Source organism: Delftia sp. WSY_22, from assembly GCF_043104185.1.
Classification (GTDB): Bacteria; Pseudomonadota; Gammaproteobacteria; order Burkholderiales; family Burkholderiaceae_C; genus Comamonas; species Comamonas tsuruhatensis.
The window spans coordinates 58,774-82,706 of the sequence record NZ_JBICKN010000024.1 but is presented as its reverse complement, the minus strand read 5'-3'; the positions used below and the strand labels follow the sequence as shown (position 1 = coordinate 82,706).

General features: G+C 65.1%; 25 protein-coding genes. 16 read left to right on the top strand and 9 right to left on the bottom strand.

Annotation, left to right across the window (positions count from 1 at the left end):
- Positions 1–2: 2 nt before the first annotated feature.
- The 3 genes from ACF8NF_RS13725 to ACF8NF_RS13715 all read right to left on the bottom strand — a co-directional run bounded on the left by ACF8NF_RS13725 (position 3) and on the right by ACF8NF_RS13715 (position 1,978).
- On the bottom strand, positions 3–401 hold the full coding sequence (locus ACF8NF_RS13725; protein WP_013799932.1) for a YkgJ family cysteine cluster protein: 399 nt from the start codon (positions 399–401) through the stop codon (positions 3–5).
- A gap of 129 nt (positions 402–530) precedes the next feature.
- Positions 531–995: a MaoC family dehydratase gene (locus ACF8NF_RS13720; protein ID WP_012201953.1), complete on the bottom strand. Its 465-nt coding sequence runs from the start codon at positions 993–995 to the stop codon at positions 531–533.
- 11 nt (positions 996–1,006) lie between these two features.
- On the bottom strand, positions 1,007–1,978 hold the full coding sequence (locus ACF8NF_RS13715) for a tripartite tricarboxylate transporter substrate binding protein (RefSeq protein WP_016447264.1): 972 nt from the start codon (positions 1,976–1,978) through the stop codon (positions 1,007–1,009).
- Between the two features lie 126 nt (positions 1,979–2,104).
- On the opposite strand from ACF8NF_RS13715, the gene ACF8NF_RS13710 reads away from it, so the two are divergent.
- The gene (locus tag ACF8NF_RS13710; protein ID WP_392450726.1) at positions 2,105–3,025 is read left to right on the top strand and encodes a LysR family transcriptional regulator; all 921 of its coding nucleotides are present in this window, start codon (positions 2,105–2,107) and stop codon (positions 3,023–3,025) included.
- A gap of 133 nt (positions 3,026–3,158) precedes the next feature.
- Positions 3,159–4,265, top strand: a complete 1,107-nt coding sequence (locus tag ACF8NF_RS13705; RefSeq protein WP_392450722.1) for a CaiB/BaiF CoA transferase family protein — start codon at positions 3,159–3,161, stop codon at positions 4,263–4,265.
- Between the two features lie 81 nt (positions 4,266–4,346).
- Here the strand turns inward: ACF8NF_RS13705 and gyrB are convergent, their stop codons facing one another.
- The 3 genes from gyrB to dnaA form a co-directional block, all read right to left on the bottom strand.
- Positions 4,347–6,926, bottom strand: a complete 2,580-nt coding sequence (gyrB, locus tag ACF8NF_RS13700) for a DNA topoisomerase (ATP-hydrolyzing) subunit B (RefSeq protein ID WP_016447261.1) — start codon at positions 6,924–6,926, stop codon at positions 4,347–4,349.
- A gap of 202 nt (positions 6,927–7,128) precedes the next feature.
- Positions 7,129–8,247 (bottom strand): DNA polymerase III subunit beta, encoded by a 1,119-nt coding sequence (gene dnaN, locus ACF8NF_RS13695; RefSeq protein ID WP_016447260.1) that lies wholly within the window; start codon positions 8,245–8,247, stop codon positions 7,129–7,131.
- 121 nt (positions 8,248–8,368) lie between these two features.
- Positions 8,369–9,775, bottom strand: a complete 1,407-nt coding sequence (gene dnaA, locus ACF8NF_RS13690) for a chromosomal replication initiator protein DnaA (RefSeq protein ID WP_016447259.1) — start codon at positions 9,773–9,775, stop codon at positions 8,369–8,371.
- Between the two features lie 414 nt (positions 9,776–10,189).
- Between dnaA and rpmH the strand changes: the two genes are divergently transcribed.
- The 7 genes from rpmH to ACF8NF_RS13655 all read left to right on the top strand — a co-directional run bounded on the left by rpmH (position 10,190) and on the right by ACF8NF_RS13655 (position 16,024).
- Positions 10,190–10,324: a 50S ribosomal protein L34 gene (gene rpmH / locus ACF8NF_RS13685; protein ID WP_012207856.1), complete on the top strand. Its 135-nt coding sequence runs from the start codon at positions 10,190–10,192 to the stop codon at positions 10,322–10,324.
- 58 nt (positions 10,325–10,382) lie between these two features.
- Positions 10,383–10,892, top strand: coding sequence for a ribonuclease P protein component (locus ACF8NF_RS13680; protein ID WP_017407041.1), 510 nt, complete (start codon positions 10,383–10,385; stop codon positions 10,890–10,892).
- Positions 10,889–11,179, top strand: coding sequence for a membrane protein insertion efficiency factor YidD (gene yidD / locus ACF8NF_RS13675; RefSeq protein ID WP_016447257.1), 291 nt, complete (start codon positions 10,889–10,891; stop codon positions 11,177–11,179). The genes ACF8NF_RS13680 and yidD overlap by 4 nt, the downstream gene beginning before the upstream one ends.
- Positions 11,176–12,885, top strand: a complete 1,710-nt coding sequence (gene yidC / locus ACF8NF_RS13670) for a membrane protein insertase YidC (RefSeq protein WP_016447256.1) — start codon at positions 11,176–11,178, stop codon at positions 12,883–12,885. The genes yidD and yidC overlap by 4 nt, the downstream gene beginning before the upstream one ends.
- 100 nt (positions 12,886–12,985) lie before the next feature.
- Positions 12,986–14,407: a tRNA uridine-5-carboxymethylaminomethyl(34) synthesis GTPase MnmE gene (mnmE, locus tag ACF8NF_RS13665; RefSeq protein WP_017407040.1), complete on the top strand. Its 1,422-nt coding sequence runs from the start codon at positions 12,986–12,988 to the stop codon at positions 14,405–14,407.
- 222 nt (positions 14,408–14,629) lie between these two features.
- Positions 14,630–15,109, top strand: coding sequence for a Crp/Fnr family transcriptional regulator (locus ACF8NF_RS13660; RefSeq protein ID WP_016447254.1), 480 nt, complete (start codon positions 14,630–14,632; stop codon positions 15,107–15,109).
- 177 nt (positions 15,110–15,286) lie between these two features.
- The gene (locus ACF8NF_RS13655) at positions 15,287–16,024 is read left to right on the top strand and encodes a hypothetical protein (RefSeq protein WP_016447253.1); all 738 of its coding nucleotides are present in this window, start codon (positions 15,287–15,289) and stop codon (positions 16,022–16,024) included.
- Positions 16,025–16,041: 17 nt separating this feature from the next.
- Here the strand turns inward: ACF8NF_RS13655 and ACF8NF_RS13650 are convergent, their stop codons facing one another.
- A complete protein-coding gene (locus tag ACF8NF_RS13650; RefSeq protein WP_017405006.1) occupies positions 16,042–16,599 on the bottom strand; it encodes an adenine phosphoribosyltransferase in 558 nt (185 codons plus the stop codon).
- A gap of 97 nt (positions 16,600–16,696) precedes the next feature.
- Between ACF8NF_RS13650 and ACF8NF_RS13645 the strand changes: the two genes are divergently transcribed.
- From ACF8NF_RS13645 to ACF8NF_RS13630, 4 genes are read left to right on the top strand one after another with little or no spacing between them, the layout of a single operon-like run.
- Positions 16,697–17,698, top strand: a complete 1,002-nt coding sequence (locus tag ACF8NF_RS13645; protein ID WP_016447251.1) for an SIS domain-containing protein — start codon at positions 16,697–16,699, stop codon at positions 17,696–17,698.
- Entirely contained in the window at positions 17,698–18,258 is a 561-nt protein-coding gene (locus ACF8NF_RS13640; RefSeq protein WP_016454196.1) for an HAD family hydrolase, read from the top strand. The genes ACF8NF_RS13645 and ACF8NF_RS13640 overlap by 1 nt, the downstream gene beginning before the upstream one ends.
- Positions 18,255–18,872: an LPS export ABC transporter periplasmic protein LptC gene (gene lptC, locus ACF8NF_RS13635; protein ID WP_016447249.1), complete on the top strand. Its 618-nt coding sequence runs from the start codon at positions 18,255–18,257 to the stop codon at positions 18,870–18,872. Before ACF8NF_RS13640 ends, lptC begins: the two co-directional genes overlap by 4 nt.
- A 41-nt stretch (positions 18,873–18,913) precedes the next feature.
- Positions 18,914–19,714, top strand: coding sequence for an SDR family oxidoreductase (locus tag ACF8NF_RS13630; RefSeq protein ID WP_017405004.1), 801 nt, complete (start codon positions 18,914–18,916; stop codon positions 19,712–19,714).
- A 103-nt stretch (positions 19,715–19,817) separates the two neighbouring features.
- On the opposite strand, the gene ACF8NF_RS13625 is transcribed toward ACF8NF_RS13630, so the two are convergent.
- Together ACF8NF_RS13625 and ACF8NF_RS13620 are read right to left on the bottom strand one after the other, a co-directional pair.
- Positions 19,818–20,345: an RNA-binding protein gene (locus ACF8NF_RS13625; RefSeq protein WP_082001643.1), complete on the bottom strand. Its 528-nt coding sequence runs from the start codon at positions 20,343–20,345 to the stop codon at positions 19,818–19,820.
- Between the two features lie 255 nt (positions 20,346–20,600).
- A complete protein-coding gene (locus ACF8NF_RS13620; protein ID WP_016447246.1) occupies positions 20,601–20,966 on the bottom strand; it encodes an RNA-binding protein in 366 nt (121 codons plus the stop codon).
- Between the two features lie 493 nt (positions 20,967–21,459).
- Between ACF8NF_RS13620 and ACF8NF_RS13615 the strand changes: the two genes are divergently transcribed.
- The 3 genes from ACF8NF_RS13615 (at position 21,460) to metW (ending at position 23,874) form a co-directional block, all read left to right on the top strand.
- Positions 21,460–22,038: a TMEM165/GDT1 family protein gene (locus ACF8NF_RS13615; protein ID WP_034348253.1), complete on the top strand. Its 579-nt coding sequence runs from the start codon at positions 21,460–21,462 to the stop codon at positions 22,036–22,038.
- Between the two features lie 106 nt (positions 22,039–22,144).
- Positions 22,145–23,293, top strand: a complete 1,149-nt coding sequence (locus ACF8NF_RS13610; protein WP_026062280.1) for a homoserine O-acetyltransferase — start codon at positions 22,145–22,147, stop codon at positions 23,291–23,293.
- A complete protein-coding gene (gene metW, locus ACF8NF_RS13605; protein ID WP_012207840.1) occupies positions 23,290–23,874 on the top strand; it encodes a methionine biosynthesis protein MetW in 585 nt (194 codons plus the stop codon). Before ACF8NF_RS13610 ends, metW begins: the two co-directional genes overlap by 4 nt.
- The last annotated feature ends 59 nt before the right edge of the window (positions 23,875–23,933 follow it).

The window sequence follows — 23,933 nt, the reverse complement described above, 5'->3', positions numbered from 1 at the left end:
TTTCAGCGGTCCTTGTGACCGTAGGCGCAAAAGCCGGGCTTGGGCCCCTTCTTGGGGTGCAGGCGACAGGTTTCGGGCCGCTTGTCGTAGACCGTGCAGCGCCGCGACTTGGCATCCAGAAAATTGCAGTCCCCGCTGGCGCGCCGCGCCATGGTGAAGATGTTGTGCTTGGGGTTGTAGTGGTCGATCAAGCGCATCTTCATCAACCGCTTGGCGATGAGCTTGGGCTCCACGTTGTCCACCTCGAACGGATCCACCAGCTCCAGCCGCACCAGATCGGGCAGCTGCACCTCCAGCGGCATGGTGCAGCAGTTGGCCGCACAGCTGTCGCACATGCCGGGCTTGTATTTGCTCCAGGAGTCGAGGCGGTCGACGTCGACGATGCTGATGGGGGATCTCATGGTGGGCGATGGGCGTGTGCAGGGCCGCTATTTTTCGCCAGAAAGCCCGGCGGCGGTTGCCGCGCCGGCGTAGCCAAGCGACGGGGCGGGTCTTTGGGGGACGCCGCCCCTGCATCCATCCCCTGGCCCTCAGGCCGGCCGCTTCCTCAGCAGGTATTTCTGAAACCCGTCGGACACCCGCTCGTCGCGCTGGTTCAGCACCTCGGTGGCCAGGGTCAGCACGCCCGTGGTGTTGCCGGGCTTGAGCTCGGACACCGTCAGCGTGCAGTACAGCGTGTCGCCCACATAGACGGGGGCCAGGAAGCGGCTGCCCTGCTCCAGAAAGCCCTTGAGCGATTCCTCGACCATGTGCGGGAACAGGCCGGCGCCCGCCGCCGTCTGTATGGCCACCTGGTAGCCGTGGGCCAGCATATGGGGCATGCCGCGCGCACGGCAGTACTCCACGTCGTAGTGCACGGGATGGTTGTCGCCGCTGGCCAGCTGGAAGGCGGCGAACAGGGCATCGGTCATGGTGCGCGATGGCAGGGCGAAGACCTCGCCCAGCGCGAAGTCTTCAAAGTAGCGCTGGGCGCACAGGGATGGGTGGCGTGGCATGGCGACTCTCCTCAGTTCGCGCTCATGTGGGCGGCCCGGGCGACCTTGCCCCATTTGTCCAGCTCCTGCTTGAGGAAGGCGGCCAGCGCCTGGGGGCGCGGCTGCTTTTCCAGCACCAGGCCCATGTCGTAGGCCTTTTTCTGCAGCCCGGCATCGTCCACCGTGGCCTGCAGGCTGGACTGCAGGCGGGCAATCAGCGCTGGCGGCGTGCCTGCGGGGGCGAACACGGCGTTCCAGGTATAGGCCTCGTAGCCGGGCACCTGCTCGGCAATGGCAGGCGTGTCGGGCGTCTGCGGCAGGCGCTGGGCCATGGTGGTGGCCAGCAGGCGCACCGTGCCCGCCTTGACCTGGGCCAGGCCTGTGGGCGCGCTGTCCAGCATGAAGGCCAGGTGCCCGCCGATGAGGTCCTGTATGGCTGGCGCACTGCCCCGGTAGGGCACATGCTGGGCCCGGGTGCCCGCCATCAGGTTCAGCAGCTCCGCACCCAGGTGCGGAGCGCTGCCCACGCCCGCCGATGCATAGCTGACCTGGCCGGGCCGCGCCCGCAGATAGGCCAGGAAATCCGGCAGGCTTTGCACGGGCAGCCGCTTGTCCACCACCAGCACCAGCGGCGCCCTGGCGAGCAGTCCCACGGGCGCGAAGTCTTCCTCCGTGCGGTAGCCCAGCTTGTCGTGGATGTAGGGATTGACGGCATGCGCCACCGTGGTCAGCAGCAGGGTGTAGCCGTCAGGGGCTGCCTTGGCAACCGCCTCCGTGCCCACCAGGGTGCCGGCACCCGTGCGGTTCTCGATCACCACGGGCGTGCCCAGCTTCTGGCTCCAGACATCGGCCATGGCGCGGCCAAAGGTGTCGGTGGGGCCGCCTGCCGCGTAGGGAATCACCAGCTTGATGGGGCGCGCAGGATAGTCCTGCGCTGCGGCCGCGCCTGCGGCCAGAAGCAAGGCGGTGATCAGGGTTTGGCGTCTTGCCGTCTTGAAGTCCATAATTTTCTCCGTTGTCTCCTGGCGCCGACTATAGAAATGCGCTGCCAATGCGGCCAGTCGAATCATTGATAGGGCGGTTAGAAACCGTCTAACACCAAGGAAATGCCCAAGGCGGGCATGCAACGGATGCGATATGAATTGACGGATCTCAGGGTTTTCCTTGCGATTGCCCAGGCCAAAAGCCTCAGCGCAGGCGCGGCTGAAATGCATTTGACGGCGCCATCGGCCAGCTACCGGCTCAAGAATCTGGAGCAGGCCATGGGCGCATCGCTGTTTGAAAGAACGTCCAAAGGCATGGTGCTGACCCCGGCGGGAATGACGGTCAAGAAATACGCCGATTCCATTTTTGGCAGCGTGGACCGCTTGCACGGAGAAATGCAAAGACACATCAACGGAATATCGGGCCATATCCGCGTCTTTGCCAACAGCAGCACGCTGACGGGAATTGCGCCCGTGCTCAGCCGCTATCTGGCCCATTATCCGAACGTCAATGTGGACCTGGAGGAGCGCCTGAGCGAAGACACGGTGCGCGCCGTGCTCGACGGCAGTGCCGACGTGGGCCTTGTGGCTGGCCAGATCGATCTGCATGGCCTGCATGCCATCACCTATGGCCACGATGAACTGGTGTTTGTGGTGCCCGCTGGCCACCCCTTGGCCGCCAGCAGCAGGGTGCCGCTGGAAACCGCGCTGACCTACGACCTGGTCTCGATCGGCCGCAAGACCAGCAACTTCCTCTACCTCCAAGGCATGGTTTCCAGGCTGGGCATGAATCCAAGGGTACGTGTGCACGCACCAACATTCGAGGCCGTGCTGCAGTGCGTGCAGGAAGGCGTGGGCATTGCGCTGGTGCCACGCTCCATTGCCCGGCCGGCGCTGCAGGCGCGCCGGCTGGCTGCCGTGGGTCTGGACGAGGCCTGGGCGCAGCGCGAGCAGAAGGTGGTCACGCGCGAACCCGAAACCCTGCCCGCCTATGCCCGCGATTTCGTGGCCTATGTGGCGGCCCAGCCTTTGCCCGAGGAAGGCGCCGTGCAGGAATCCCTGCCTTAGAAGATTTGGAATTCCGCTTAGAAAATGCCGACTGGCTGGGTGATGGTCGCACTTCTAGAATGCGGCGAATCGAATATTCGCCTCGTTCAAGAAAATGCAGACACGCCCATTGGATGGTTTGACGGTATTGGCCATGGAACATGCCGTGGCAGGGCCTTTTGCCAGCCGGCAGCTGGCGGACCTGGGTGCCAGGGTCATCAAGCTGGAGCGATTGCCCGATGGGGATTTTGCACGGGGCTATGACGACAAGGTCCATGGTGAATCATCATTTTTTGTCTGGGCCAATCGGGGAAAGCAAAGCCTCGCTGCGGATATCAAGACCGCCGAAGGGCAGCATATCGTCGGGAAAATACTGGAAAACGCCGATATCCTGATCCAGAACCTGGCCCCGGGTGCCATGCAGAGAATGGGCATGGATTTCGACAGCCTGCATGAGAAATATCCGCGTCTCATCGTCTGCGATATATCGGGCTATGGCGAGGGCGGCCCGCTCAGCGACAAAAAGGCCTACGACCTGCTGATCCAGGCGGCAGCCGGCCTGATCTCGGTCACGGGCACGTCCGACCAGCCCGCACGCGTGGGCATTTCCATCGCCGACATCGCGGCCGGCATGTATGCCTACTCGGGCATGCTGTCTGCCCTGCTGCAGCGCGCCCGCACCGGACGGGGCCTGCGCGTGGAGGTGTCCATGCTGGAGGCGCTGACCGAATGGATGGCCTACCCGCTGAACTTCGCCCACTACGGCGGCACGGCGCCCGCGCGCAGCGGGCTGACCCATCCTTCCATCGCGCCCTATGGCCAGTACACGGCCGGTGACGGCCAGAGCCTGATCTTCGGCCTGCAGAACGACCGCGAATGGCACAGCTTCTGCACCCATGTGCTGCAGCAGCCCGCGCTGGCGCAGGACGCGCGCTTTGCCACCAACCTGCAGCGCGTGGCGCACCGCAAGGAACTCGATGCGGTGATCACCTCCGTGCTGGCCCACCTGAGCCGCGAACAGGCCATGCAGCGCCTGGATGCAGGCGGCATCGCCAACGCGCCGCTCAACGGCATGCACGAGGTCTGGAACCATCCGCAATTGCAGGCGCGCCAACGCTGGCGCGAGGTGGCCACGCCCGCCGGCAGCATCCAGGCCCTGCTGCCCCCGGCCACGCTATCGGATGCCGAAGCCGCCATGGGCGCCGTGCCCGCGCTGGGCGAGCACACGCAGGCGCTGTGGGAGGAGTTTGGCGGGCGGTAAACATGGGCAGGGGGGCCAAGGTCCGGCCATGAAAAAAGCGCTCCTTGCAGAGCGCTTTTTGCAGTGTGCCGTTCGGCTGGATCAGACGTCGATATTGCCTGCCCGCAGCGCATTCGTCTCGATGAAGTCCCGGCGCGGCTCCACCTCGTCGCCCATGAGCATGGTGAACACGCGGTCGGCCTCGATGGCGTCGCCGATCTGCACCTGCAGCAGGCTGCGCACGGTGGGGTCCATGGTGGTCTCCCACAGCTGCTCGGGGTTCATTTCGCCCAGGCCCTTGTAGCGCTGGCGGGCCGTGGTGCGTTCGGCCTCGTGCAGCAGCCATTGCATGGCCTGGCGGAAGTCGGTGGCCTTGTCGCTCTTGGCCTTCTCGCCTTCGCCGCGCGTGACCTTGGCGCCTTCGCCCAGCAGGCCGTTGAAGTTCTGGGCTTCGTCGGCCAGTGCGGCGTAGTCGTGGCTGCGCACGAACTCCTGGGTGAGGATGGAGCTCTTGATGTTGCCGTGGTGGTGGCGGCTGATGCGCAGCACGGGCTTTTCGGAGACCGGGTCGATTTCGGCCGTGACCTCGGCGGGCACGCCCGTGGTGGTCAACTCGCGCAGCTTGGCCTCCAGGATGGGGGCGCAGGCCTGTGCCGCCTCGATGCTGTCCAGCGTGATCTGCACGCCGTCGGCGATGGCGCGCAGGGCTTCGGCATCCATGAAGTTGGACAGGCGGTCGATGACGGTCTCGGCGGCCAGGTGCATGTTGGCCAGCTTGGCCAGTTCCTCGCCGTCCAGCGTGCGCGGGTTGGCGCCGCCGGTGCTGACGCTGGCGTTCATCAGCGCGATGCGCAGCAGGTACTGGTTGAGCGCGGGGCCGTCCTTGATGTACAGCTCTTCCTTGCCGTTCTTGACCTTGTACAGCGGCGGCTGGGCGATGTAGATGTGGCCGCGCTCGACCAGGTCCGGCATCTGGCGGTAGAAGAAGGTCAGCAGCAGGGTGCGGATGTGGGCGCCGTCCACGTCCGCGTCGGTCATGATGATGATGCGGTGGTAGCGCAGCTTGTTGGGGTCGAAGTCGTCGCTGCCGCTCTTGCCCGATTCGGCCGTGGCCTTGCCGATGCCGGTGCCCAGGGCCGTGATCAGGGTGACGATTTCGTTGCTGGACAGCAGCTTCTCGTAGCGGGCCTTTTCCACGTTCAGGATCTTGCCGCGCAGCGGCAGGATGGCCTGGAACTTGCGGTCGCGACCTTGCTTGGCGGAGCCGCCGGCGGAGTCACCCTCGACGATGTAGATCTCGCACAGCGCCGGGTCCTTTTCCTGGCAGTCGGCCAGCTTGCCGGGCAGGCCCATGCCGTCGAGCACGCCCTTGCGGCGCGTCATCTCGCGGGCCTTGCGCGCGGCCTCGCGGGCACGCGCGGCATCGACGATCTTGCTGCACAGGATCTTGGCGTCGTTGGGCTTTTCCTCCAGGTAGTCGGTCAGCGCCTTGGCGACGATGTCCTCCACGGGCGCGCGCACTTCGCTGGAGACCAGCTTGTCCTTGGTCTGGCTGCTGAACTTGGGCTCGGGCACCTTCACGGACAGCACGCAGCACAGGCCTTCGCGCATGTCGTCGCCGCTGACCTCGACCTTGGCCTTCTTGGCCAGCTCGTTCTGCTCGATGTACTTGCCGATCACGCGCGTCATGGCGGCGCGCAGGCCCGTCAGGTGGGTGCCGCCGTCGCGCTGCGGGATGTTGTTGGTGAAGCACAGCACCTGCTCGGCGTAGCTGTCGTTCCACTGCATGGCGACTTCGACGCCGATCTCGGTGCCGGGGATGCCGCCGTAGCTTTCCGCAGGACGCGTGCCGTTGGCGTGGAAGGCGGTGGGGTGCAGCACCTTCTTGTTGGCGTTGATGAACTGCACGAAGCCCATGACGCCGCCGGCGCCGGAGAAGTCGTCCTCGCGGCCGTCGCGCTCGTCCTTGAGGCGGATGCGCACGCCGTTGTTCAGGAAGGACAGTTCGCGCAGGCGCTTGGCCAGGATCTCGTAGCGGAACTCATGGTTCTGCGTGAAGATTTCCGTGTCGGGCAGGAAGTGGACCTTGGTGCCGCGCTTGTCGCTCTTGCCGACCACGCGCATGGGCGAGACCTCGACGCCGTCCACGATCTCGATGGGGCGGTTCTGCACTTGGCCGCGCGAGAAATCGATCTCGTAGACTTCGCCGTCGCGGCGCACGCTGAGCTTGAGCCAGATGGACAGTGCGTTCACGCAGGACACGCCCACGCCGTGCAGGCCGCCCGAGACCTTGTAGCTGTTCTGGTTGAACTTGCCGCCCGCGTGCAGTTCGGTGAGGGCGATTTCGGCCGCCGAGCGCTTGGGCTCGTGCTTGTCGTCCATCTTCACGCGCGTGGGGATGCCGCGGCCGTTGTCGATGACGGACAGGGAGCCATCGGCATGGATGGTGACCAGAATGTCGTCGCAGTAGCCGGCCAGGGCTTCGTCGATGGAGTTGTCCACCACTTCGAAGACCAGGTGGTGCAGGCCCGTGCCATCGGAGGTGTCGCCGATGTACATGCCGGGGCGCTTGCGCACGGCCTCCAGGCCTTCGAGGATCTGGATCGCGCCTTCGCCATAGCCGCTGGAGTCTGAGCCTTCGGGGGCAATGGTCTGGTTTTCTGGCTTGTTCTCGTCGGTCATGGAAGGCCCTGGGGTAGTTCCGTCGGAAGCTGTCGCTTCGCTTGAAAATGTTCGATTCGGCCGCTGGCGCGGTGCGTAGGGACGCGCGCTGCGGGCTACGAGTCGGATAGGGTGGTTGCGCGCCTTGCACCGGCTTGTGCCACCGGGCGGCGGGTGCAGGGGCTGCGCAATGTGTCAGGCATCGGGTAGGTGTGGCGCGCGCTCAGATGCGCATCGGCATCACGACGTACTTGAAGCTGTCGTTCTCGGGGATGGTCAGCAGCGCCGAGCTGTTGCCGTCCTGCAGGTCGATCCTGATCATGTCCTGGCCCATGTTGGACAGGGCGTCGATCAGGTAGGTGACGTTGAAGCCGATCTCGATGGTGTCGCCACCGTAGTCGATGTCCAGCTCGTCCATGGCCTCTTCCTGCTCGGCGTTGTTGGAGGCCACGCGCAAGGTGCCGGGTTCCACCGTCAGGCGCACGCCCTTGAACTTGTCGCTGGTCATGATGGCCGTGCGCTGCAGGCTGGCCAGCAGCGGGGCGCGGCCCAGGGTCACGCTGTTGGTGTGGTTGCGCGGGATGACGCGGTTGTAGTCGGGGAACTTGCCCTCGACCAGCTTGGTCACGAACTCCATGCCGCCAAAGGTGAACTTGGCCTGGTTGTTGGCGAACTGCATCTCGATGTGGGGCTGGTTCTCGCCGCCGGCATCCGACAGCAGGCGCTGCAGCTCCAGCACGGTCTTGCGCGGCAGGATCACTTCCTGCTTGGGCACTTCCACGTCCAGCTGGCTGCTTGCAAAGGCCAGGCGGTGGCCGTCGGTGGCCACCAGGGACAGCTGCTTGCCCTCGGCCACGAACAGGATGCCGTTGAGGTAGTAGCGGATGTCCTGCACGGCCATGGCGAAGGAGACCTGGCCCAGCAGGTCCTTGAGCACCTTCTGCGGCACGCTGAAGGAAGGGCCGAAGGCCGCAGCCTCCTGCACCAGCGGGAAGTCCTCGGCCGGCAGGGTCTGCAGCGTGAAGCGGCTCTTGCCGCCCTTGAGCACCATCTTGGCCTGCTGGGTCTCCAGGCTCACGGTCTGGTCGCCGGGCATGGTCTTGAGGATGTCGATCAGCTTGCGCGCGCCCACGGTGGTGGTGAAGTCGCCGGTGTCGCCGCCGAGTTCGGCGGTGGTGCGGATCTGGATTTCCAGGTCGCTGGTGGTCAGCTGCAATGCGTTGCCGGTCTTCTTGATCAGCACGTTGGCCAGGATGGGCAGCGTGTGGCGGCGTTCGACGATGCCGGACACCGATTGCAGGACCGCGAGAACTTTGTCTTGTGTGGCTTTCAGGACGATCATGTCAACCTCTGATTTAAGGATGCGGGTCTCGGTGGGAGCGGCGGCTCACACATGAGCCCCCTCTTGCCGCTCGAATCCCCCATTTTGCCGCGTACGCAGGGCCTGAACGGGGGAGTTTTCATCAACCTTTGAGAGTTTGCTCCAGCACGTGCAGCTGCTGGTTCAGCTCGGTCAGTTGCTGGCGTTCGCCGGCGATCTTGCGCACCGCGTGCAGCACGGTGGTGTGGTCGCGTCCGCCGAACAGCTCGCCGATCTCGGGCAGGCTCTTCTGGGTCAATTCCTTGGCCAGGTACATGGCAATCTGGCGCGGTCGGGCAATGCTGGCCGGGCGCTTCTTGCTGTACATGTCGGCCACCTTGATCTTGTAGTAGTCGGCCACCGTCTTCTGGATGTTTTCCACGCTGATCTGGCGGTTCTGGATGGACAGCAGATCACGCAGGGCCTCGCGGGCCAGCTGGATGGAGACTTCCTTCTGGTTGAAGCGCGAATAGGCCAGGATCTTGCGCAGCGCGCCTTCGAGCTCGCGCACGTTGGAGCGCACGTTCTTGGCCACGAAGAAGGCGACTTCCTCGGGCATCTCGGCGTTCTCGGCGCGGGCCTTGTTGATCAGGATGGCCACGCGCATCTCCAGCTCGGGCGGCTCGATGGCCACCGTCAGCCCGGAGTCGAAGCGCGAGACCAGCCGCTCGTGGATGTTGGCCAGACCCTTGGGATAGGTGTCCGAGGTCATCACGATGTGGCTCTTCTTGGCCAGCAGGGCCTCGAAGGCGTTGAAGAACTCCTCCTGCGTGCGGTCCTTGTTGGCGAAGAACTGCACATCGTCGATCAGCAGCAGATCCAGCGAGTGGTAGCGCTCCTTGAATTCGTCAAAAGTGCGGCGCTGGTAGGCCTTGACCACATCCGAGACGAACTGCTCGGCGTGGATGTAGAGAACTTTCGCGTCGGGCTTGTCGGCCAGCAGCTTGTTGCCCACGGCATGCACCAGGTGGGTCTTGCCCAGGCCCACGCCGCCGTAGATGAACAGCGGGTTGTACAGGTGGCCGGGCGAGCCCGCCACATGCATGGCGGCCGAGCGTGCCATGCGGTTGGCCGTGCCTTCCACCAGGGTTTCAAAGGTCAGCGCGGCGTTCAGGCGCGTACGGAAGACCGGCGCTGCCGCGTCTTCGCCAGTGACCGTGGGCACCGAGGTGACAATGGTTTCCGGTGGGGCCGAGCGCTCGCTGGAAGATGGGCGAACATAAGTACGCACAACGCTTTCCCGTTGAGCGAGCGCTAACTCAAGTGTCACCGGCTGGCCATAGAGCGACTCCAGCATGGCCGAGATGCGGCCTGCATATTGGGCGCGGATCCAGTCGAGCTTGAAGCGGTTGGCCACGTAGACGGTGACTTTGGAGAAGTCTTCGGCGACGTGCGCGGTCAGGGGCTTGATCCAGGTGTTGAACTGCTGCTCAGGCATTTCCTGCCCCAGTTGCTCAACGCAGACTTGCCACAGGCCCTGGCCTGCATCGTTCGTAGGTTCCTCTGTCATTGTCGAAGTCTAGTTGTGGATAGGAGGAACTGTTGCGAGGCTGCCATTGTAGCTTTTGCGGAAGTTATCCACAAAATATCAGGAGCTTGTCCTCTGCCCTGTCGCAAAATGGGCAGGCATCCTTCGGGTTCGAAGGGCATTGCATCAAGTGGGCAACGCTGTGATAATCGCGGGTTTCCCTGAATGTGTTCAGGGTGATATGTCCCGCCCGTCTGCATCGGGTCTGCATGCTGCTGCTGGTTGCCTTGGGCGAAACCTTCCCGGTTCGCGCTCCTGGCCGCACATGGCAAGTGCATCGTGCAGATTTTTGGCAGGTGGCCTGGCGGTTTGCCTTTGTGGCGGCTGCTGGCTGCACTGCGTGTAGCGTGCCGGATACGGGACCGGTGCAAAACTGAACCTTCTCTAGGAACCAACATGAAACGTACTTACCAACCCTCCAAGACCCGTCGCGCCCGCACCCACGGCTTTCTGGTCCGCATGAAGACCAAGGGCGGCCGCGCCGTGATCAACGCTCGCCGCGCCAAGGGCCGCAAGCGTCTGGCCGTCTAAGGCCAGCCATTGCTGGGCGGTTTGCTCGCTGCACTGAACCCCTGAAAGGGGTGCTGGAATGCAACGGCTGAAAACACGTCCGCAGTTTCAGGCCGCCATGGCTGCTGGTACGATTTCGCGTACCGCGCACTTCGCCCTGCACCGTCTCGTTCTGACGGAGCAGGTCGCTGCCATGCCGCCACCGACAGGGCCCGGATCGCAAGATCCGCAGGCCCTGTTCGGCGTTGGCGCGGTGCGCCGGGATGCCTGGCTGGGTGCCATGGTGCCCAAGCGCTGGGCGCGCCGATCGGTGACACGCCACACCATCAAGCGGCAGATCTACGCCGTGGGCGGCGAGCACGAGGCCTTGATGCTCCATGGCGCGCATGTGGTGCGATTGCGCTCGGGCTTTGACCGGCGCCAGTTCGTGAGCGCCACGTCCGATGTGCTCAAGCAGGCGGTTCGTGCCGAGCTGCAGCAGCTGTTCGCCCATGCCGCGAAACGCCTGTCGCAGCCGGCACCCGGGTTGCCTCAGCCAGCGCAGGAGCCGGCCGCTGCCGCTGGCGAGCCTGCCGGAGCCACGCCATGATGCAGCGGCTGCTGATGGCGCTGGTGCGTGGCTATCGGCTGATGCTCAGTCCCTGGCTGGGCTCGGCCTGCCGCTTCACGCCGACCTGCTCTGCCTATTCCCTTGAAGCGCTGGAGCAACACGGCGCTGCGGTAGGCTCCTACCTGACACTGCGCCGACTGGCGCGCTGTCATCCGTGGTGTGACGGGGGGCATGACCCTGTGCCAGAGCACAAGCCCAGGCTGTTCACCAGCCTGACGGCTGCGCCCGAAAACACCCAACCTTCCTCACCTAAGAAGTCTTCATGAACGATATTCGCCGCACCATCCTGTGGGTGATATTTGGCTTTTCGCTGGTCTTGCTATGGGACAAATGGCAAGTGCACAACGGCAAGAAGGCCACTTTCTTCCCCGCGCCGGCCGTGGCCACGGCCCCGGCACCTGAAACGGGCAAGGCGCCCGGCGACGCCAGCGTGCCCTCGGCAGCGACTGCGGCAACGGCCGGTGCCGGCGAAGTGCCTGGCGGCGCTGCCGCGCCCGAGGCTGCTCCGCGCCAGAACGTGACCATCAGCACCGACGTGCTGCGCCTGACCTTCGACAGCCAGGGCGGCACGCTGCGCCATGCCGAGCTGCTCAAGTACGCCGATTCCGCCCACAAGGACAAGCCGGTCGTGCTGTTCGACGAGAGCGTGCACCGTGTGTATCTGGGCCAGTCGGGCCTGATCGGCGGCGGTTTCCCCACGCACAAGACGACCATGACCGCGCTGCCCGGTGCACGCGAGCTCAAGGACGGCGAGGACCAGATGGAGCTTCGCTTCGAGTCACCCGACATGGGCGGCGTGAAGCTGGTCAAGATCTGGACGCTCAAGCGCGGTGCCTACGACATCGGCGTGCGCCATGAAGTGGTGAACACCGGCACGACTGCCGTGAACCCGCAGCTGTACCTGCAGCTGGTGCGCGACGGCAACAAGCCCGAAGGCGAAGAGTCCACCATGTACTCCACCTTCACGGGCCCGGCCGTCTACACCGACGAGAAGAAGTACCAGAAGGTCGAGTTCAAGGACATCGAAAACGGCAAGGCCAGCGTCGAGAAGTCGTCCTCGGGCGGCTACGTGGCCATGGTCCAGCATTACTTCGCCAGCGCCTGGCTGCTGGCCGAAGGCGTGCAGCGCGAGAACTTCCTGCGCAAGGTGGACAGCAACCTCTACGCCGTCGGCATGATCACGCCCGTGGGCACCATCGAGCCCGGCCAGAGCAAGAGCGTGGAAGCGCGCCTGTTTGCCGGACCCCAGATCGAAAAGCGCCTGGAGGCTCTGGCCCCCGGCCTGGAGCTGGTCAAGGACTATGGCTGGCTGACCATCCTGGCCAAGCCGCTGTACTGGCTGCTGGACAAGCTGCACGGTTTCCTGGGCAACTGGGGCTGGTCCATCGTGGCCCTGGTGCTGCTGCTGAAGATCGCCTTCTACTGGCTCAATGCCAAGGCCTACTCCTCGATGGCCAAGATGAAGGCCATCAACCCGCGCATCATGGAAATGCGCGAGCGCCTCAAGGACAAGCCCCAGCAGATGCAGCAGGAGATGATGCGCATCTACCGCGAGGAAAAGGTCAACCCCATGGGCGGCTGCCTGCCCATCATCATCCAGATCCCGGTGTTCATCGCGCTGTACTGGGTGCTGCTGTCCAGCGTGGAAATCCGCAACGCCCCCTGGATCGGCTGGATCACCGACCTGTCGGCCAAGGACCCGCTGTTCATCCTGCCCGTGCTGATGACCCTGTCGTCGCTGCTGCAGACCGCGCTGAACCCCGCTCCGCCGGATCCGATGCAGGCCAAGATGATGTGGATCATGCCCCTGGTCTTCAGCGTGATGTTCTTCTTCTTCCCGGCCGGCCTGGTGCTGTACTGGCTGACGAACAACATCCTGTCCATTGCCCAGCAGTGGATCATCAACACCCGCATGGGCGTGCCGCCGCAGTTCAATCTGCCCAACTTCGGCAAGACCAAGCCTGCCAAGTAAGCCTGCGAAGGCCCTGGCTCCAAAGCCCGCTTCGGCGGGCTTTTTTCATGGGCGGCCTATCATCGGCGGCCTGAAATCCCTTCCCAAGAAAGCTCCATCCATGCTGCCCCGCCACAACGACCCCATTGCCGCCATCGCCACCGCTCCGGGGCGCGGCGCCGTGGGCATCGTGCGCGTCTCCGGCAAGGGGGTGGCGCCGCTGGTGCGGGTGCTGTGCGGGCGCGACCTCAAGCCGCGCGAGGCCACCTACCTGCCGTTGCGCGATGCCGCAGGCGGACCCATAGACCACGGCCTGGCCCTGTTCTTCCCGGCGCCGCACAGCTACACCGGCGAGGACGTGCTGGAGCTGCAGGCCCACGGCGGCCCGGTCGTGCTGCAACTGCTGCTGGCACGCTGCCTGGAGGCGGCGCAAGAGCCTCTCGAAGGCCATCGCAGCGTACTGCCTGGCCTGCGCCTGGCCCAGCCTGGGGAATTCACCGAACGAGCCTTTCTCAACGACAAGATCGATCTGGCCCAGGCCGAAGCCATTGCCGACCTGATCGACGCCAGCACCGAGGCCGCCGCGCGCAGCGCGAGCCGCTCGCTGTCGGGAGCCTTCTCCGAGGAGATCCATGGCCTGCGCGATGCGCTGGTGCACCTGCGCATGCTGGTCGAGGCCACGCTGGACTTTCCCGAGGAAGAGATCGACTTCCTGCAAAAGGCCGATGCCAGCGGCCAGCTCGCGCGGCTGCGCGGCAAGCTGGACCAGGTGCTGTCGCGCGCCCACCAGGGTGCGCTGCTGCGCGAAGGCATCAAGGTCGTGATCGCAGGGCAGCCCAATGCGGGCAAGAGCTCGCTGCTCAATGCGCTGGCCGGTGCCGAGCTGGCCATCGTCACGCCCATCGCCGGCACCACGCGCGACAAGGTGCAGCAGACCATCCAGATCGAGGGCGTGCCGCTGCATGTGATCGACACGGCAGGCCTGCGCGAGAGCAGCGACGAGGTCGAGCGCATCGGCATCGCGCGCGCCTGGGACGAGATCGCCGCGGCCGATGCCGTGCTCTTCCTGCACGACCTCACGCGCATGGGCGACAACGACTATCTGGCCGCGGACGCGGCCATCGCCGAAACCCTGGCCCAGAAGCTGCCGGGCCAGGTGCCCGTGATCGATGTCTGGAACAAGACCGATCGCGCCGAGCCGGCCCAGCTGCAGGCGCATGGCGGGCGCGAAGGCAGCGTGGCGCTGTCGGCACGCACCGGCGACGGCCTGGATGCGCTGCGCCGGCGCCTGCTGGATGTGGCCGGATGGCAGTCCGCCCCCGAAGGCCTGTACCTGGCGCGCGCACGCCATGTGGAGGCGCTGCAGGCCGTGGCCGCGCACCTGGAAGAGGCCGAGCTGCAGCTGGCGGCCCAGGCCGCCCATCTGGACCTGCTGGCCGAGGAACTGCGCCTGGCCCAGGTCTCGCTGAACTCCATCACCGGGGAATTCAGCTCGGATGACCTGCTGGGTGTGATCTTCTCGAGCTTTTGCATTGGCAAGTGACAGAGGGGATGCGGGCTGAGCGCGGCATGCCCAGCACGGCTGATGGGATGGCGGCAATATTTATCTTTTGCTACAAAATTTGCCGTCGAAAACCCACGCGCCGGCATTGGCGTGCCCGCTGCCGTCGCTTAGCATGCGGCGTGCCGCAGCGGCCCTTGCCGCTGCCTGTCGCCGGGTGCCGTCCCGGAGCGGGTACGCGGCCCACTTCGAACCGGATCCGCCATGTCTTCTTCCTCCCACAATGATTTGCGGCCCTTGGCCCAGGCCATGTCGTCGGCCGTGGCTGTCGACGGTGTGCAGAACGCGCTGACCTCGGAGCAGTGGGATCTGCTGGCACCTTACCTGGTGCCCGTCACTCTGGCCGCGGGCGAGCTGCTGTTTGCCGAAGGTTCGCTGGACCGCAATCTGTACTTCGTGGAGTCCGGCAGCCTCAGCGTGCACTACCAGGATGCCAAGGAGCGCATCCGCCTGGCCATCGTCGGTCCGGGCTCCATCCTGGGCGAGGGCGCCTTCTTTGCGCACCGCGCGCGCCACGCCACCGTGCAGGCTGCCGCGCCGGGGCGCCTGTGGTGCCTGACGGCCATGCGCTTCGCCGAACTCAGCAACCGCCAGCCCGGGGTGGCGCTGGCCCTGGTCATGGCCGCCGGCCAGGTCCTGGCGCGACGCGCGGTGGACAGCCGCCGCCGGGTGGCGAGCACCTGAGCCGCACCTGAACGGCACTTGGGCGAAGGCTCTCCGGGGGCCGGGTGGGATTACAGACCGGGCTTTGCTCTGCGACAAATTGATACAGCGGTTTTTGCAACACCTGTGCTCAAAATGTCGCCAAGTTGCAGGCACAATGCCGCGAGTTTGTGACTATTCGTGACAATGAGAGCCCCCATGTCTGTGTTCAACTGGTTTTCCCGCAAGCCTTTGCCCGAACAGGGCCGTGGTTCGCCTGGAAACGATGGCCAGGCCAACCCCGCGGCACGCCGTGATGCCGTCGCGGCCGGGCGCCGCAGCGAGCGGTCCGAGCGCCGTGAGCAGCTCTACGGCGTGGTGCGCGATGTCATGGTGCGTGCCGGGGTGTTGTCGGCCAGCTACAAGTTCAAGGTGCTCTCGCTGGACAGCGTGGGCCAGCGCTTCGTGGTGATGATGGACTTGGCACGGGCCTATGCCAGCGAAACCGCTCGGCTCAGCGAGATCGAGGCCATGCTGGCCCAGGCGGCCAAGGCCCGCATGGGCGCGGTCGTGACAGCCGTGTACTGGCGGGTCAGCGACCAGAACGCTGCCGCCCAGGCCCAGGTGCATTCCGTGGCCGTGCGCACACCGCGTCCCGTCCAGCCCGTGGCCGTCCCCGCCGTGGCTGCGATGGAGGCCGTGGCGCCCCAGCGCCGCAGGCAGGACACGGCGCCGTTCGAGCCCATAGACGACCAGGAAATGGCCGCCTTCAAGATGGCCGTGGCGGCCATGCCCGCTGCAGCCCGTGGTGCGGGCTCTGCAGCTGCGGCGCCCGCCGGCGTGCGCCGCTCGGGCCCCTTGCTCGGGCCAGGCGCAGGCGAACGCGGCGCGGACTTTCACCACAGCACGCTGGACCATCTGGACCTGGGTGTCACCCAGTACGGCGAACTGCGCTGACCGGGCGCCGGCCTGATTCAGTGGCCGGCGAAATCCACCAGCGTGAACAGCGGCAGGCCGCCATCGCGCAGCAGGGTGGAGCCGCCCAGTTCGGGCAGATCCACGATGGCCGCGCCCTCGATCACCGTGGCGCCCAGCTTTTCCAGCAATCTCTTGCCGGCCATCATGGTGCCGCCGGTGGCGATCAGGTCGTCGATCAGCAGTACGCGATCGCCGGTCTTGACGGCATCTGTGTGCAGCTCCACCGTGGCGCTGCCGTATTCGAGCTCATAGGTTTCCTCCACCGTGGTGAACGGCAGCTTGCCCTTCTTGCGGATGGGCACAAAGCCAACGCCCAGCTCGTGGGCCACCACGGCACCCAGGATGAAGCCGCGTGCATCGAGCCCTGCCACCACGTCGGGGCGCATGCCGCGCTGCATGTAGCGGTGCACGAAGGCGTCGGTCATCACGCGAAAGACCTGGGGGTCCTGCAGCAGCGGCGTGATGTCGCGGAACTGCACGCCGGGCGCCGGCCAGTCGGGCACGGTGCGTATGTGCGATCGCAGGTAGTCGTTGACGCTGAGGGTGGTGTGCATGGCGCTGGATCGGGGGCTGGAAAGAACGGGCCAGTGTACCCAGACGCCCGATGGGGGCCGCCGCCGCCGGGTAGCCAGACCGCCTAAAATCTTCCAGATGAATTCTGATGCTGCCACCTTGAATGCGCTGGATACGTCCAGGGTCCTGCGCCTGGCCCGCGACACCCTGGGCATCGAGGCCGATGCCCTTCTTGCCATGTCGCAGCGCCTGGATGGCGTGTTCGGTGAAGTGGTGCAGCGCATCCTGAGCCTGTCCGGCCGCGTCGTCGTGATGGGCATGGGCAAGAGTGGCCATGTCGGGCGCAAGGTGGCGGCCACCCTGGCATCCACGGGCACTCCCGCCTTCTTCGTGCATCCGGGCGAGGCCAGCCATGGCGACCTGGGCATGGTGACCGGCATCGATCTGGTACTGGCGCTGTCCAACAGCGGCGAGGCCGATGAACTCACCGTGCTGCTGCCTGCCATCAAGCGCCAGGGCATACCCCTGGTGGCCATGACCGGCGGCGCGCAGTCCACGCTGGCCCGCCATGCCGACTGGGTGCTGGACACCCGTGTGGAGCGCGAGGCCTGCCCTTTGAACCTGGCACCCACGGCCAGCACCACCGCGCAGATGGCCATGGGCGACGCCCTTGCCGTGGCACTGCTCGATGCACGCGGCTTTGGCGCGGAGGACTTTGCGCGCTCCCATCCGGGCGGCGCGCTGGGCCGCAAGCTGCTGACCCATGTGCGCGATGTCATGCGCAGCGGCAAAGAGCTGCCCAAGGTCGGGGCCGATGCCAGCTTTGTCGAGTTGATGCGCGAGATGAGCGCCAAGGGCCTGGGCTGCTCGGCCATCGTCGATGCGGCAGGCGTGCTGCAAGGCATCTTCACCGACGGAGACCTGCGCCGCCGTGTCGAGGCCGGCACCGACCTGCGCGCGCTGCAGGCCGGCGATGTCATGCACAAGGGCCCCCGCACCATCGCCGAAGACGCGCTGGCCGTCGACGCCGCCAGCATGATGGAGGAGCACGGCATCACCGCCGTGCTGGTGGCCGATGCGCAGCACCAGCTGCGCGGCGTGGTCCATATCCGCGACCTGATGCGCGCCAAGGTAATCTGATGGCACGCGCTCCCTTGACGCCCGTGCAGAACTGGGACGCACCGCTGCTGCTGCTGGCGCAGGACGTGCGGGTGGCATTCTTCGATGTCGATGGCGTGCTGACCGATGGCGGCCTGCTGTTCTCTGGCGAAGGCGAAGTGCTCAAGCGCTTCAACACGCTGGACGGCCATGGTCTGAAACTGCTGCAAAAGGCTGGCATCACGCCCGCCGTGGTGACGGGCCGCGATTCGCCCGCGCTTCGCCTGCGGCTGAGCAATCTGGGCGTCACGCATGCGCGCTTTGGCACGGAAGACAAGGTGCCTGCCGCCGAGGCCATCCTGAAGGAGCTGGGCCTGCAATGGCACCAGGCGGCAGCCATGGGCGACGACTGGCCGGACCTGCCCGTGATGCGGCGCTCCGCCTTCGCCTGCGCACCGGCCAACGCCCATGACGAAGTGCTGGCCGTGGCCGATTGGGTCACGCCGCGCAGCGGCGGTGAAGGAGCGGTGCGCCAGCTGTGCGACCTGCTGCTGGCCGCGCGTGGCGCCTATGCCGGGCTGCTGGCGGAATACGCATCATGACCCAGGCCTGGCGCCGCGTCGGTGACCGGCTTTCCCTGTACCTGCCCGTGCTGCTGATGGGCCTGCTGGCGCTGGGCACCTGGTGGCTGGTGCGCAATGCGCCGCAGCCCCTGGCCAGCGGCACCGAAAAGGCCGTGGCGCACGAGCCCGACTATTTCATGAAGGATTTCTCGATCAAGAGCTTCGATGCCACGGGGCGTCTGAAGAGCCAGATCGAGGGCAGCATGGGCCGCCACTATCCCGATACCGACACGCTTGAAATCGACAACGTCCGCATGTTCGCGGTCTCGCCCGAAGGCCGCATCACGCGCGGCAGTGCGAACCGGGCGCTGAGCAATGCCGATGGTTCCGAGGTGCAGATGTTCGGCAATGCCATCGTCACGCGCGAGCCATTTGTGACAGCAGGTAAACAGCCGCAGCCGCAGTTGCAATTCCAGGGCGAATTCCTGCACGCCTGGCCCAACGAGGAGCGCGTGAGTTCCAACCAGCCCGTGGTGCTGACCCGTGGCAAGGACCGCTTCACGGCCGATAGCATGCAGTACAGCAACCTGGATCTGGTCATGAAACTGCAGGGCCGCGTGCGCGGCACCCTGCAGCCTTCCAGGACCAAGTAAGGCACCAGCGCAAGCGCAGGCATGCCGATGGAGAACAAGCCATGACGACATCCTCGCGCAGCCCGGCACCCCTGGCCTTCATCACCGGCGCATCCAGCGGCATAGGCCAGGCCCTGGCCTGGCACGCCTACCAGCAAGGCTGGTCGCTGGCGCTGGTGGCTCGGCGCGGCGACGTGATGGCGCAATGGGCTGCGCAACAGGGCCTGGACTCCTCGCGTTTCGCCCTCTACGAGGCTGATGTGGGCGTGCCTGACAGCATCATCGCCGCCGCCCGGCGCTGCGAGCAGCAGCAGGGCCTGCCCGATGTCGTGATCGCCAATGCTGGCGTCAGCTGGGGCGTGGACACCTCGATGCGCGAGGACATCGACACCATGCAGCAGGTGCTGGCCGTCAACACGATGGGGGTTGTGGCCAGCTTCCACCCCTTCATCGCACCCATGGTGCAGCGTGGAAGCGGGCAACTGGTCGGAATTTCCAGTGTGGCCGGGCTGCGCGGCCTGCCAGGACACGGCGCTTATTGCGCCAGCAAGGCTGCAGTCATTGCCTATTGCGAAAGCCTTCGCGGTGAATTGCGCAGTAGTGGCGTAAAAGTCACGACATTGCTTCCTGGCTATGTGGATACACCCCTCACGCGTGGTAACCGCTATGGCATGCCATTCCTATTGGAGCCGCAGGAGTTTTCCGCAAGGGCCTGGCGTGCCATTGAAGATCGCCGTAGTCTGGTCATCATTCCATGGCAAATGGCCTGGGTGGGGCGGTTGATGAAAATTCTCCCCAACGCGATATTCGACAGGCTGCTTGTAGGACGGAAGCGCAAACATCGGCATTTGGAAAATCCCTGATGCCCATTGCCGTTCGGAATATGCTCATGCACGCATCTTGTGCGTAAAAAAGGCTCCATGAAGGAGCCTTTTTGATTCGGGGTAACACTGAGAACCGTGGATCTCATTCCCCGTTGTTATTGTTGTTTCCCCAGCCGCCGCCACGGCCGCCATTGCGGGGGCCGGAGCCATAAGGGCTGCGGAATCCGCCGTCGCCACGACCGCCGTAGCCGCCGCCACCGCCGCCGTCGCCACGGCCATAGCCGCCACGGTCGCCACCGTCACCGCGTCCGTAGCCACCGCCATCACCGCGGCCACCGCCACCGTAACCGCCGCCGCCACCATCGCCACGGCCATAGCCGCCGCCACCGCCGCCAAAGCCGCCCGAACGCGGGGGGCGAGGCTCCATGGGACGTGCTTCGTTCACCACGAGGCTGCGTCCGCCCAATGGCTGGCCATTCATGCCCTGAACGGCAGCCTGAGCCTCGGCATCACTGCCCATCTCGACAAACCCGAATCCCTTGGAACGGCCTGTGTCGCGCTCCATCATGACCCGGGCGCTGGTGACAGCGCCGAACTGGCTGAATGCCTGCTCCAAGTCGTTGTCACGCACACCATAGGGAAGGTTGCCGACGTAAAGCTTATTGCCCATCAAAAACTCCTCAACTCCTCAATGCTCACTGGTTTGCGCTCGGCTTCAGGACGCACAGACATCAGGTTCCTTGTATACAAGAGCCTGGCCAACCTTCCTAAACACATAGCGTTCGAACGGGTCTGCCCGAAACTAAATTATGAAGCACAAAAATCAAAAAGATAAATGCTCGAAAACACAAGCTGATAACGTTTGGCAACAAAAAAGGGGCCCGGAGGGCCCCTTTTTTTGCTAACGCATGCTCTAAGCGAGAGCTTAGTAGCTGTTGCGACGGCCACCGCCGTAGCCGCCGTCGCGGTTGCCACCGCCGAAGCCGCCACCGCCGCCACCACCGAAGCCGCCGCCGAAGCCGCCGCTACGGGGAGCGCGGGGCTCCATCGGGCGGGCTTCGTTGACCACCAGGTCACGGCCGCCGCGGTTTTGGCCGTGCAGGCCTTGGATAGCAGCTTGTGCTTCGGCATCGCTGCCCATTTCGACGAAGCCGAAACCCTTGGAACGGCCGGTGTCGCGCTCCATCATTACCTTGGCGCTGTTAACGGCGCCGAATTCGCTGAAGGCTTGCTCCAGATCGCTGTCACGGAAGGTGTACGGCAGGTTGCCGACGTAAAGCTTGTTGCCCATGGAGGACTCCTGAAAAAACTGGAAAACGCGATGGAGCCCTAGGGAGTCAACACGGGATGACAACGTTAGAGACGCAAACGCACTAGCACTCATTGAGCCGAAGCCCGAACGAAAGCTCGCCCATTATGTGGCAGAAGTTTTCGCACGTTATTACTGTTTCGCAAAAATTCGTCGTGCCCGCCACAGAATGCCCCTGGGAGTTACCCTGAAATTGCGGCAGCGCATAAGCAAGTGCCTTGGCGGCAGTGGGGGCCGGCATGCAGATCCGAGGGCTGCTATGATCGCCGGCTCAGTCTTTGGGGAGTAGATCGTTCGGCTCAGCAGCCGGATGCATGCGTCAACAAACTTGGGCCTTCGCTGGCCTATGGCGTATGCGGCGCGCAGTGCAATGCTGCGTGTGACCGATCGAGACCATTGGCCGCGCACCGATCCAAAGGCCGGAGTCGGAGCGTGGTCAATGCGTGCTCTATCCGGCCGGATAAATCCCCACACCATGGAAGCCTTCCTGATTTCAACCTCCGTCGTCGCGCTTGCCGAGATGGGGGACAAGACCCAGCTGCTGTCGCTGGTGCTCGCCGCGCGTTTTCGCAAACCCTGGCCCATCGTTGCGGGCATTTTCGTGGCCACCCTGGTCAACCATGCGCTGGCCGGTGCCGTGGGCGCCTGGATCACCAGCTATCTTGGCGAGAACGCCATGCGCTGGATTCTTGGCCTGTCCTTCATCGCCATGGCGGTCTGGATGCTGATCCCCGACAAGCTCGACGAGGACGAGGTGTCCGGACACTCGCGCTGGGGCGTCTTCGGCACGACGCTGGTGGCCTTCTTTCTGGCCGAGATGGGCGACAAGACGCAGATTGCCACCGTGATGCTGGCGGCCAAGTACAACGCCTACCTGTGGGTGGTGGCGGGCACCACGCTGGGCATGATGCTGGCCAACGCTCCCGTGGTGTGGCTGGGCGACAAGCTGGTCAAGCGCGTGCCCATCCGGCTGGTGCATGTGATCTCGGCCGTGATCTTCCTGGTGCTGGGCGTGCTGGCCCTGTTCCTTCCGGGGGCAGGCGTTTTGGCATAATGATTCTTCATGCGCCGATTTGCTTCTGCTTGCGGGCGCTTTATAAATCCAGCTAAAGACGACACCAGAGAACCCGGCCTCGTTTTTAGCGATGCCGGGTTTTTTCATGTCCTTCATCGCCACACCACAATCCATGCACTTCGACGAGCCGCTGCCGCTGCAGGGCGGCGGCTCGATCCGTGACTACGACCTCGCCTACGAGACCTACGGGCAGCTCAACGCCGACCGCAGCAATGCCGTGCTGGTCTGCCATGCGCTCAACGCCTCCCACCATGTGGCGGGCGTGTACGAGGGCCAGCCCAAGAGCGAGGGCTGGTGGGACAACATGATCGGCCCCGGCAAGCCCGTGGACACGAACCGGTTCTTCGTGATCGGCGTGAACAACCTGGGCTCGTGCTTTGGCTCCACGGGCCCCATGCACGCGCATCCGGACACCGGCAGGATCTATGGCGCCGACTTTCCCGTGGTCACCGTGGAGGATTGGGTGGACGCCCAGGCCCGGCTGCTGGACCGGCTGGGCATAGCGCAGCTGGCCGCGGTGCTGGGCGGCAGCCTGGGCGGCATGCAGGCGCTGTCCTGGTCACTGCGCCATCCGGACCGCATGCGCCATGCCGTGGTCGTGGCCAGCGCGCCCAACCTCAATGCGGAGAACATCGCCTTCAACGAGGTGGCGCGGCGTGCCATCGTCACCGATCCGGATTTCCATGGAGGGCATTTCTACGAGCATGGCGTGGTGCCGGCGCGCGGCCTGCGCATCGCCCGCATGATCGGCCACATCACCTACCTGAGCGACGACGTGATGAACCAGAAGTTCGGCCGCCAGCTGAGGGAGGGCCTGGACCTGAAGTACAGCACGCAGGACGTGGAGTTCCAGATCGAGAGCTACCTGCGCTACCAGGGCGAGAAGTTCAGCAGCTACTTCGACGCCAATACCTACCTGCTGATCACGCGCGCGCTCGACTACTTCGACCCGGCGCGCACGCATGGCGGCGACCTGACCCAGGCGCTGTCGGTGGCCAAGGCCGGCTTTTTGCTGGTCAGCTTCACCACCGACTGGCGCTTCGCGCCCGCACGCAGCCGCGAGATCGTGAAGTCGCTGCTGGAGAACAACCGCGACGTCAGCTATGCCGAGATCGACGCGCCCCACGGCCATGACGCCTTTCTGCTCGACGACCCCCGCTACATGAACGTGATGCGCTCCTACTTCGACGGCATCGCCCAGGAAACCACGACAGCCGCCAAGGAGGCCGCATGACCGAGCTGAACACCATGCAGGCGATTGCGCGCCTGATCCCCAAGGGCTCGCGCGTGCTCGACCTGGGCTGCGGCGATGGCGCCCTGCTGTCGCACCTTCAGCGCGAGCGTGGCTGCACCGGCTACGGCGTGGAGCTGGATGACGCCAACGTGCTGGCCTGCGTGCGCCGGGGCGTGAACGTGCTGCAGCTGAATCTGGAGGACGGCCTGGCCATCTTCCAGGACAACAGCTTCGACGTGGTGCTGCAGATCGATACGCTGCAGCATCTGCGCAATGCCGAGACCATGCTGCAGGAGACGGCGCGCATAGGCCGCGCGGGCATCGTCGCCTTCCCCAACTTCGCGCACTGGCCCAACCGCCTGTCCGTGCTGCGCGGGCGCATGCCGGTGACGCGGCGCCTGCCCTACCAGTGGTATGACACGCCCAACATCCGCGTGGGCACCTACAAGGACTTCGAGGTGCTGGCCACCCGGAACCGGCTGCGCATACTGGACTCCTTCGGCCTGCAGGATGGCCGCAGCGTGCGTACCCTGCCCAATCTCATGGCGGGCACGGCGGTCTTCCATTTCGAGCACGCCTGAGCGCAGGCGGGCCATGCCCGTGTCATCCCCGGCGCGCACAATCGGATGCCCCGAGACCC

Coding starts and splice junctions, on each gene's coding strand:
- ACF8NF_RS13720 (WP_012201953.1), bottom strand. CDS start 995: ATGCCACGCCACCCATCCCTGTGCGCCCAGCGCTACTTTGAAGACTTC.
- ACF8NF_RS13630 (WP_017405004.1), top strand. CDS start 18,914: ATGACGACATCCTCGCGCAGCCCGGCACCCCTGGCCTTCATCACCGGC.
- ACF8NF_RS13710 (WP_392450726.1), top strand. CDS start 2,105: ATGCGATATGAATTGACGGATCTCAGGGTTTTCCTTGCGATTGCCCAG.
- ACF8NF_RS13615 (WP_034348253.1), top strand. CDS start 21,460: ATGGAAGCCTTCCTGATTTCAACCTCCGTCGTCGCGCTTGCCGAGATG.
- ACF8NF_RS13640 (WP_016454196.1), top strand. CDS start 17,698: ATGGCACGCGCTCCCTTGACGCCCGTGCAGAACTGGGACGCACCGCTG.
- metW (WP_012207840.1), top strand. CDS start 23,290: ATGACCGAGCTGAACACCATGCAGGCGATTGCGCGCCTGATCCCCAAG.
- rpmH (WP_012207856.1), top strand. CDS start 10,190: ATGAAACGTACTTACCAACCCTCCAAGACCCGTCGCGCCCGCACCCAC.
- yidD (WP_016447257.1), top strand. CDS start 10,889: ATGATGCAGCGGCTGCTGATGGCGCTGGTGCGTGGCTATCGGCTGATG.
- ACF8NF_RS13680 (WP_017407041.1), top strand. CDS start 10,383: ATGCAACGGCTGAAAACACGTCCGCAGTTTCAGGCCGCCATGGCTGCT.
- yidC (WP_016447256.1), top strand. CDS start 11,176: ATGAACGATATTCGCCGCACCATCCTGTGGGTGATATTTGGCTTTTCG.
- ACF8NF_RS13650 (WP_017405006.1), bottom strand. CDS start 16,599: ATGCACACCACCCTCAGCGTCAACGACTACCTGCGATCGCACATACGC.
- gyrB (WP_016447261.1), bottom strand. CDS start 6,926: ATGACCGACGAGAACAAGCCAGAAAACCAGACCATTGCCCCCGAAGGC.
- ACF8NF_RS13625 (WP_082001643.1), bottom strand. CDS start 20,345: ATGGGCAATAAGCTTTACGTCGGCAACCTTCCCTATGGTGTGCGTGAC.
- ACF8NF_RS13705 (WP_392450722.1), top strand. CDS start 3,159: ATGGAACATGCCGTGGCAGGGCCTTTTGCCAGCCGGCAGCTGGCGGAC.
- ACF8NF_RS13660 (WP_016447254.1), top strand. CDS start 14,630: ATGTCTTCTTCCTCCCACAATGATTTGCGGCCCTTGGCCCAGGCCATG.
- ACF8NF_RS13725 (WP_013799932.1), bottom strand. CDS start 401: ATGAGATCCCCCATCAGCATCGTCGACGTCGACCGCCTCGACTCCTGG.
- mnmE (WP_017407040.1), top strand. CDS start 12,986: ATGCTGCCCCGCCACAACGACCCCATTGCCGCCATCGCCACCGCTCCG.
- ACF8NF_RS13655 (WP_016447253.1), top strand. CDS start 15,287: ATGTCTGTGTTCAACTGGTTTTCCCGCAAGCCTTTGCCCGAACAGGGC.
- ACF8NF_RS13610 (WP_026062280.1), top strand. CDS start 22,145: ATGTCCTTCATCGCCACACCACAATCCATGCACTTCGACGAGCCGCTG.
- ACF8NF_RS13620 (WP_016447246.1), bottom strand. CDS start 20,966: ATGGGCAACAAGCTTTACGTCGGCAACCTGCCGTACACCTTCCGTGAC.
- dnaA (WP_016447259.1), bottom strand. CDS start 9,775: ATGACAGAGGAACCTACGAACGATGCAGGCCAGGGCCTGTGGCAAGTC.
- ACF8NF_RS13645 (WP_016447251.1), top strand. CDS start 16,697: ATGAATTCTGATGCTGCCACCTTGAATGCGCTGGATACGTCCAGGGTC.
- dnaN (WP_016447260.1), bottom strand. CDS start 8,247: ATGATCGTCCTGAAAGCCACACAAGACAAAGTTCTCGCGGTCCTGCAA.
- ACF8NF_RS13715 (WP_016447264.1), bottom strand. CDS start 1,978: ATGGACTTCAAGACGGCAAGACGCCAAACCCTGATCACCGCCTTGCTT.
- lptC (WP_016447249.1), top strand. CDS start 18,255: ATGACCCAGGCCTGGCGCCGCGTCGGTGACCGGCTTTCCCTGTACCTG.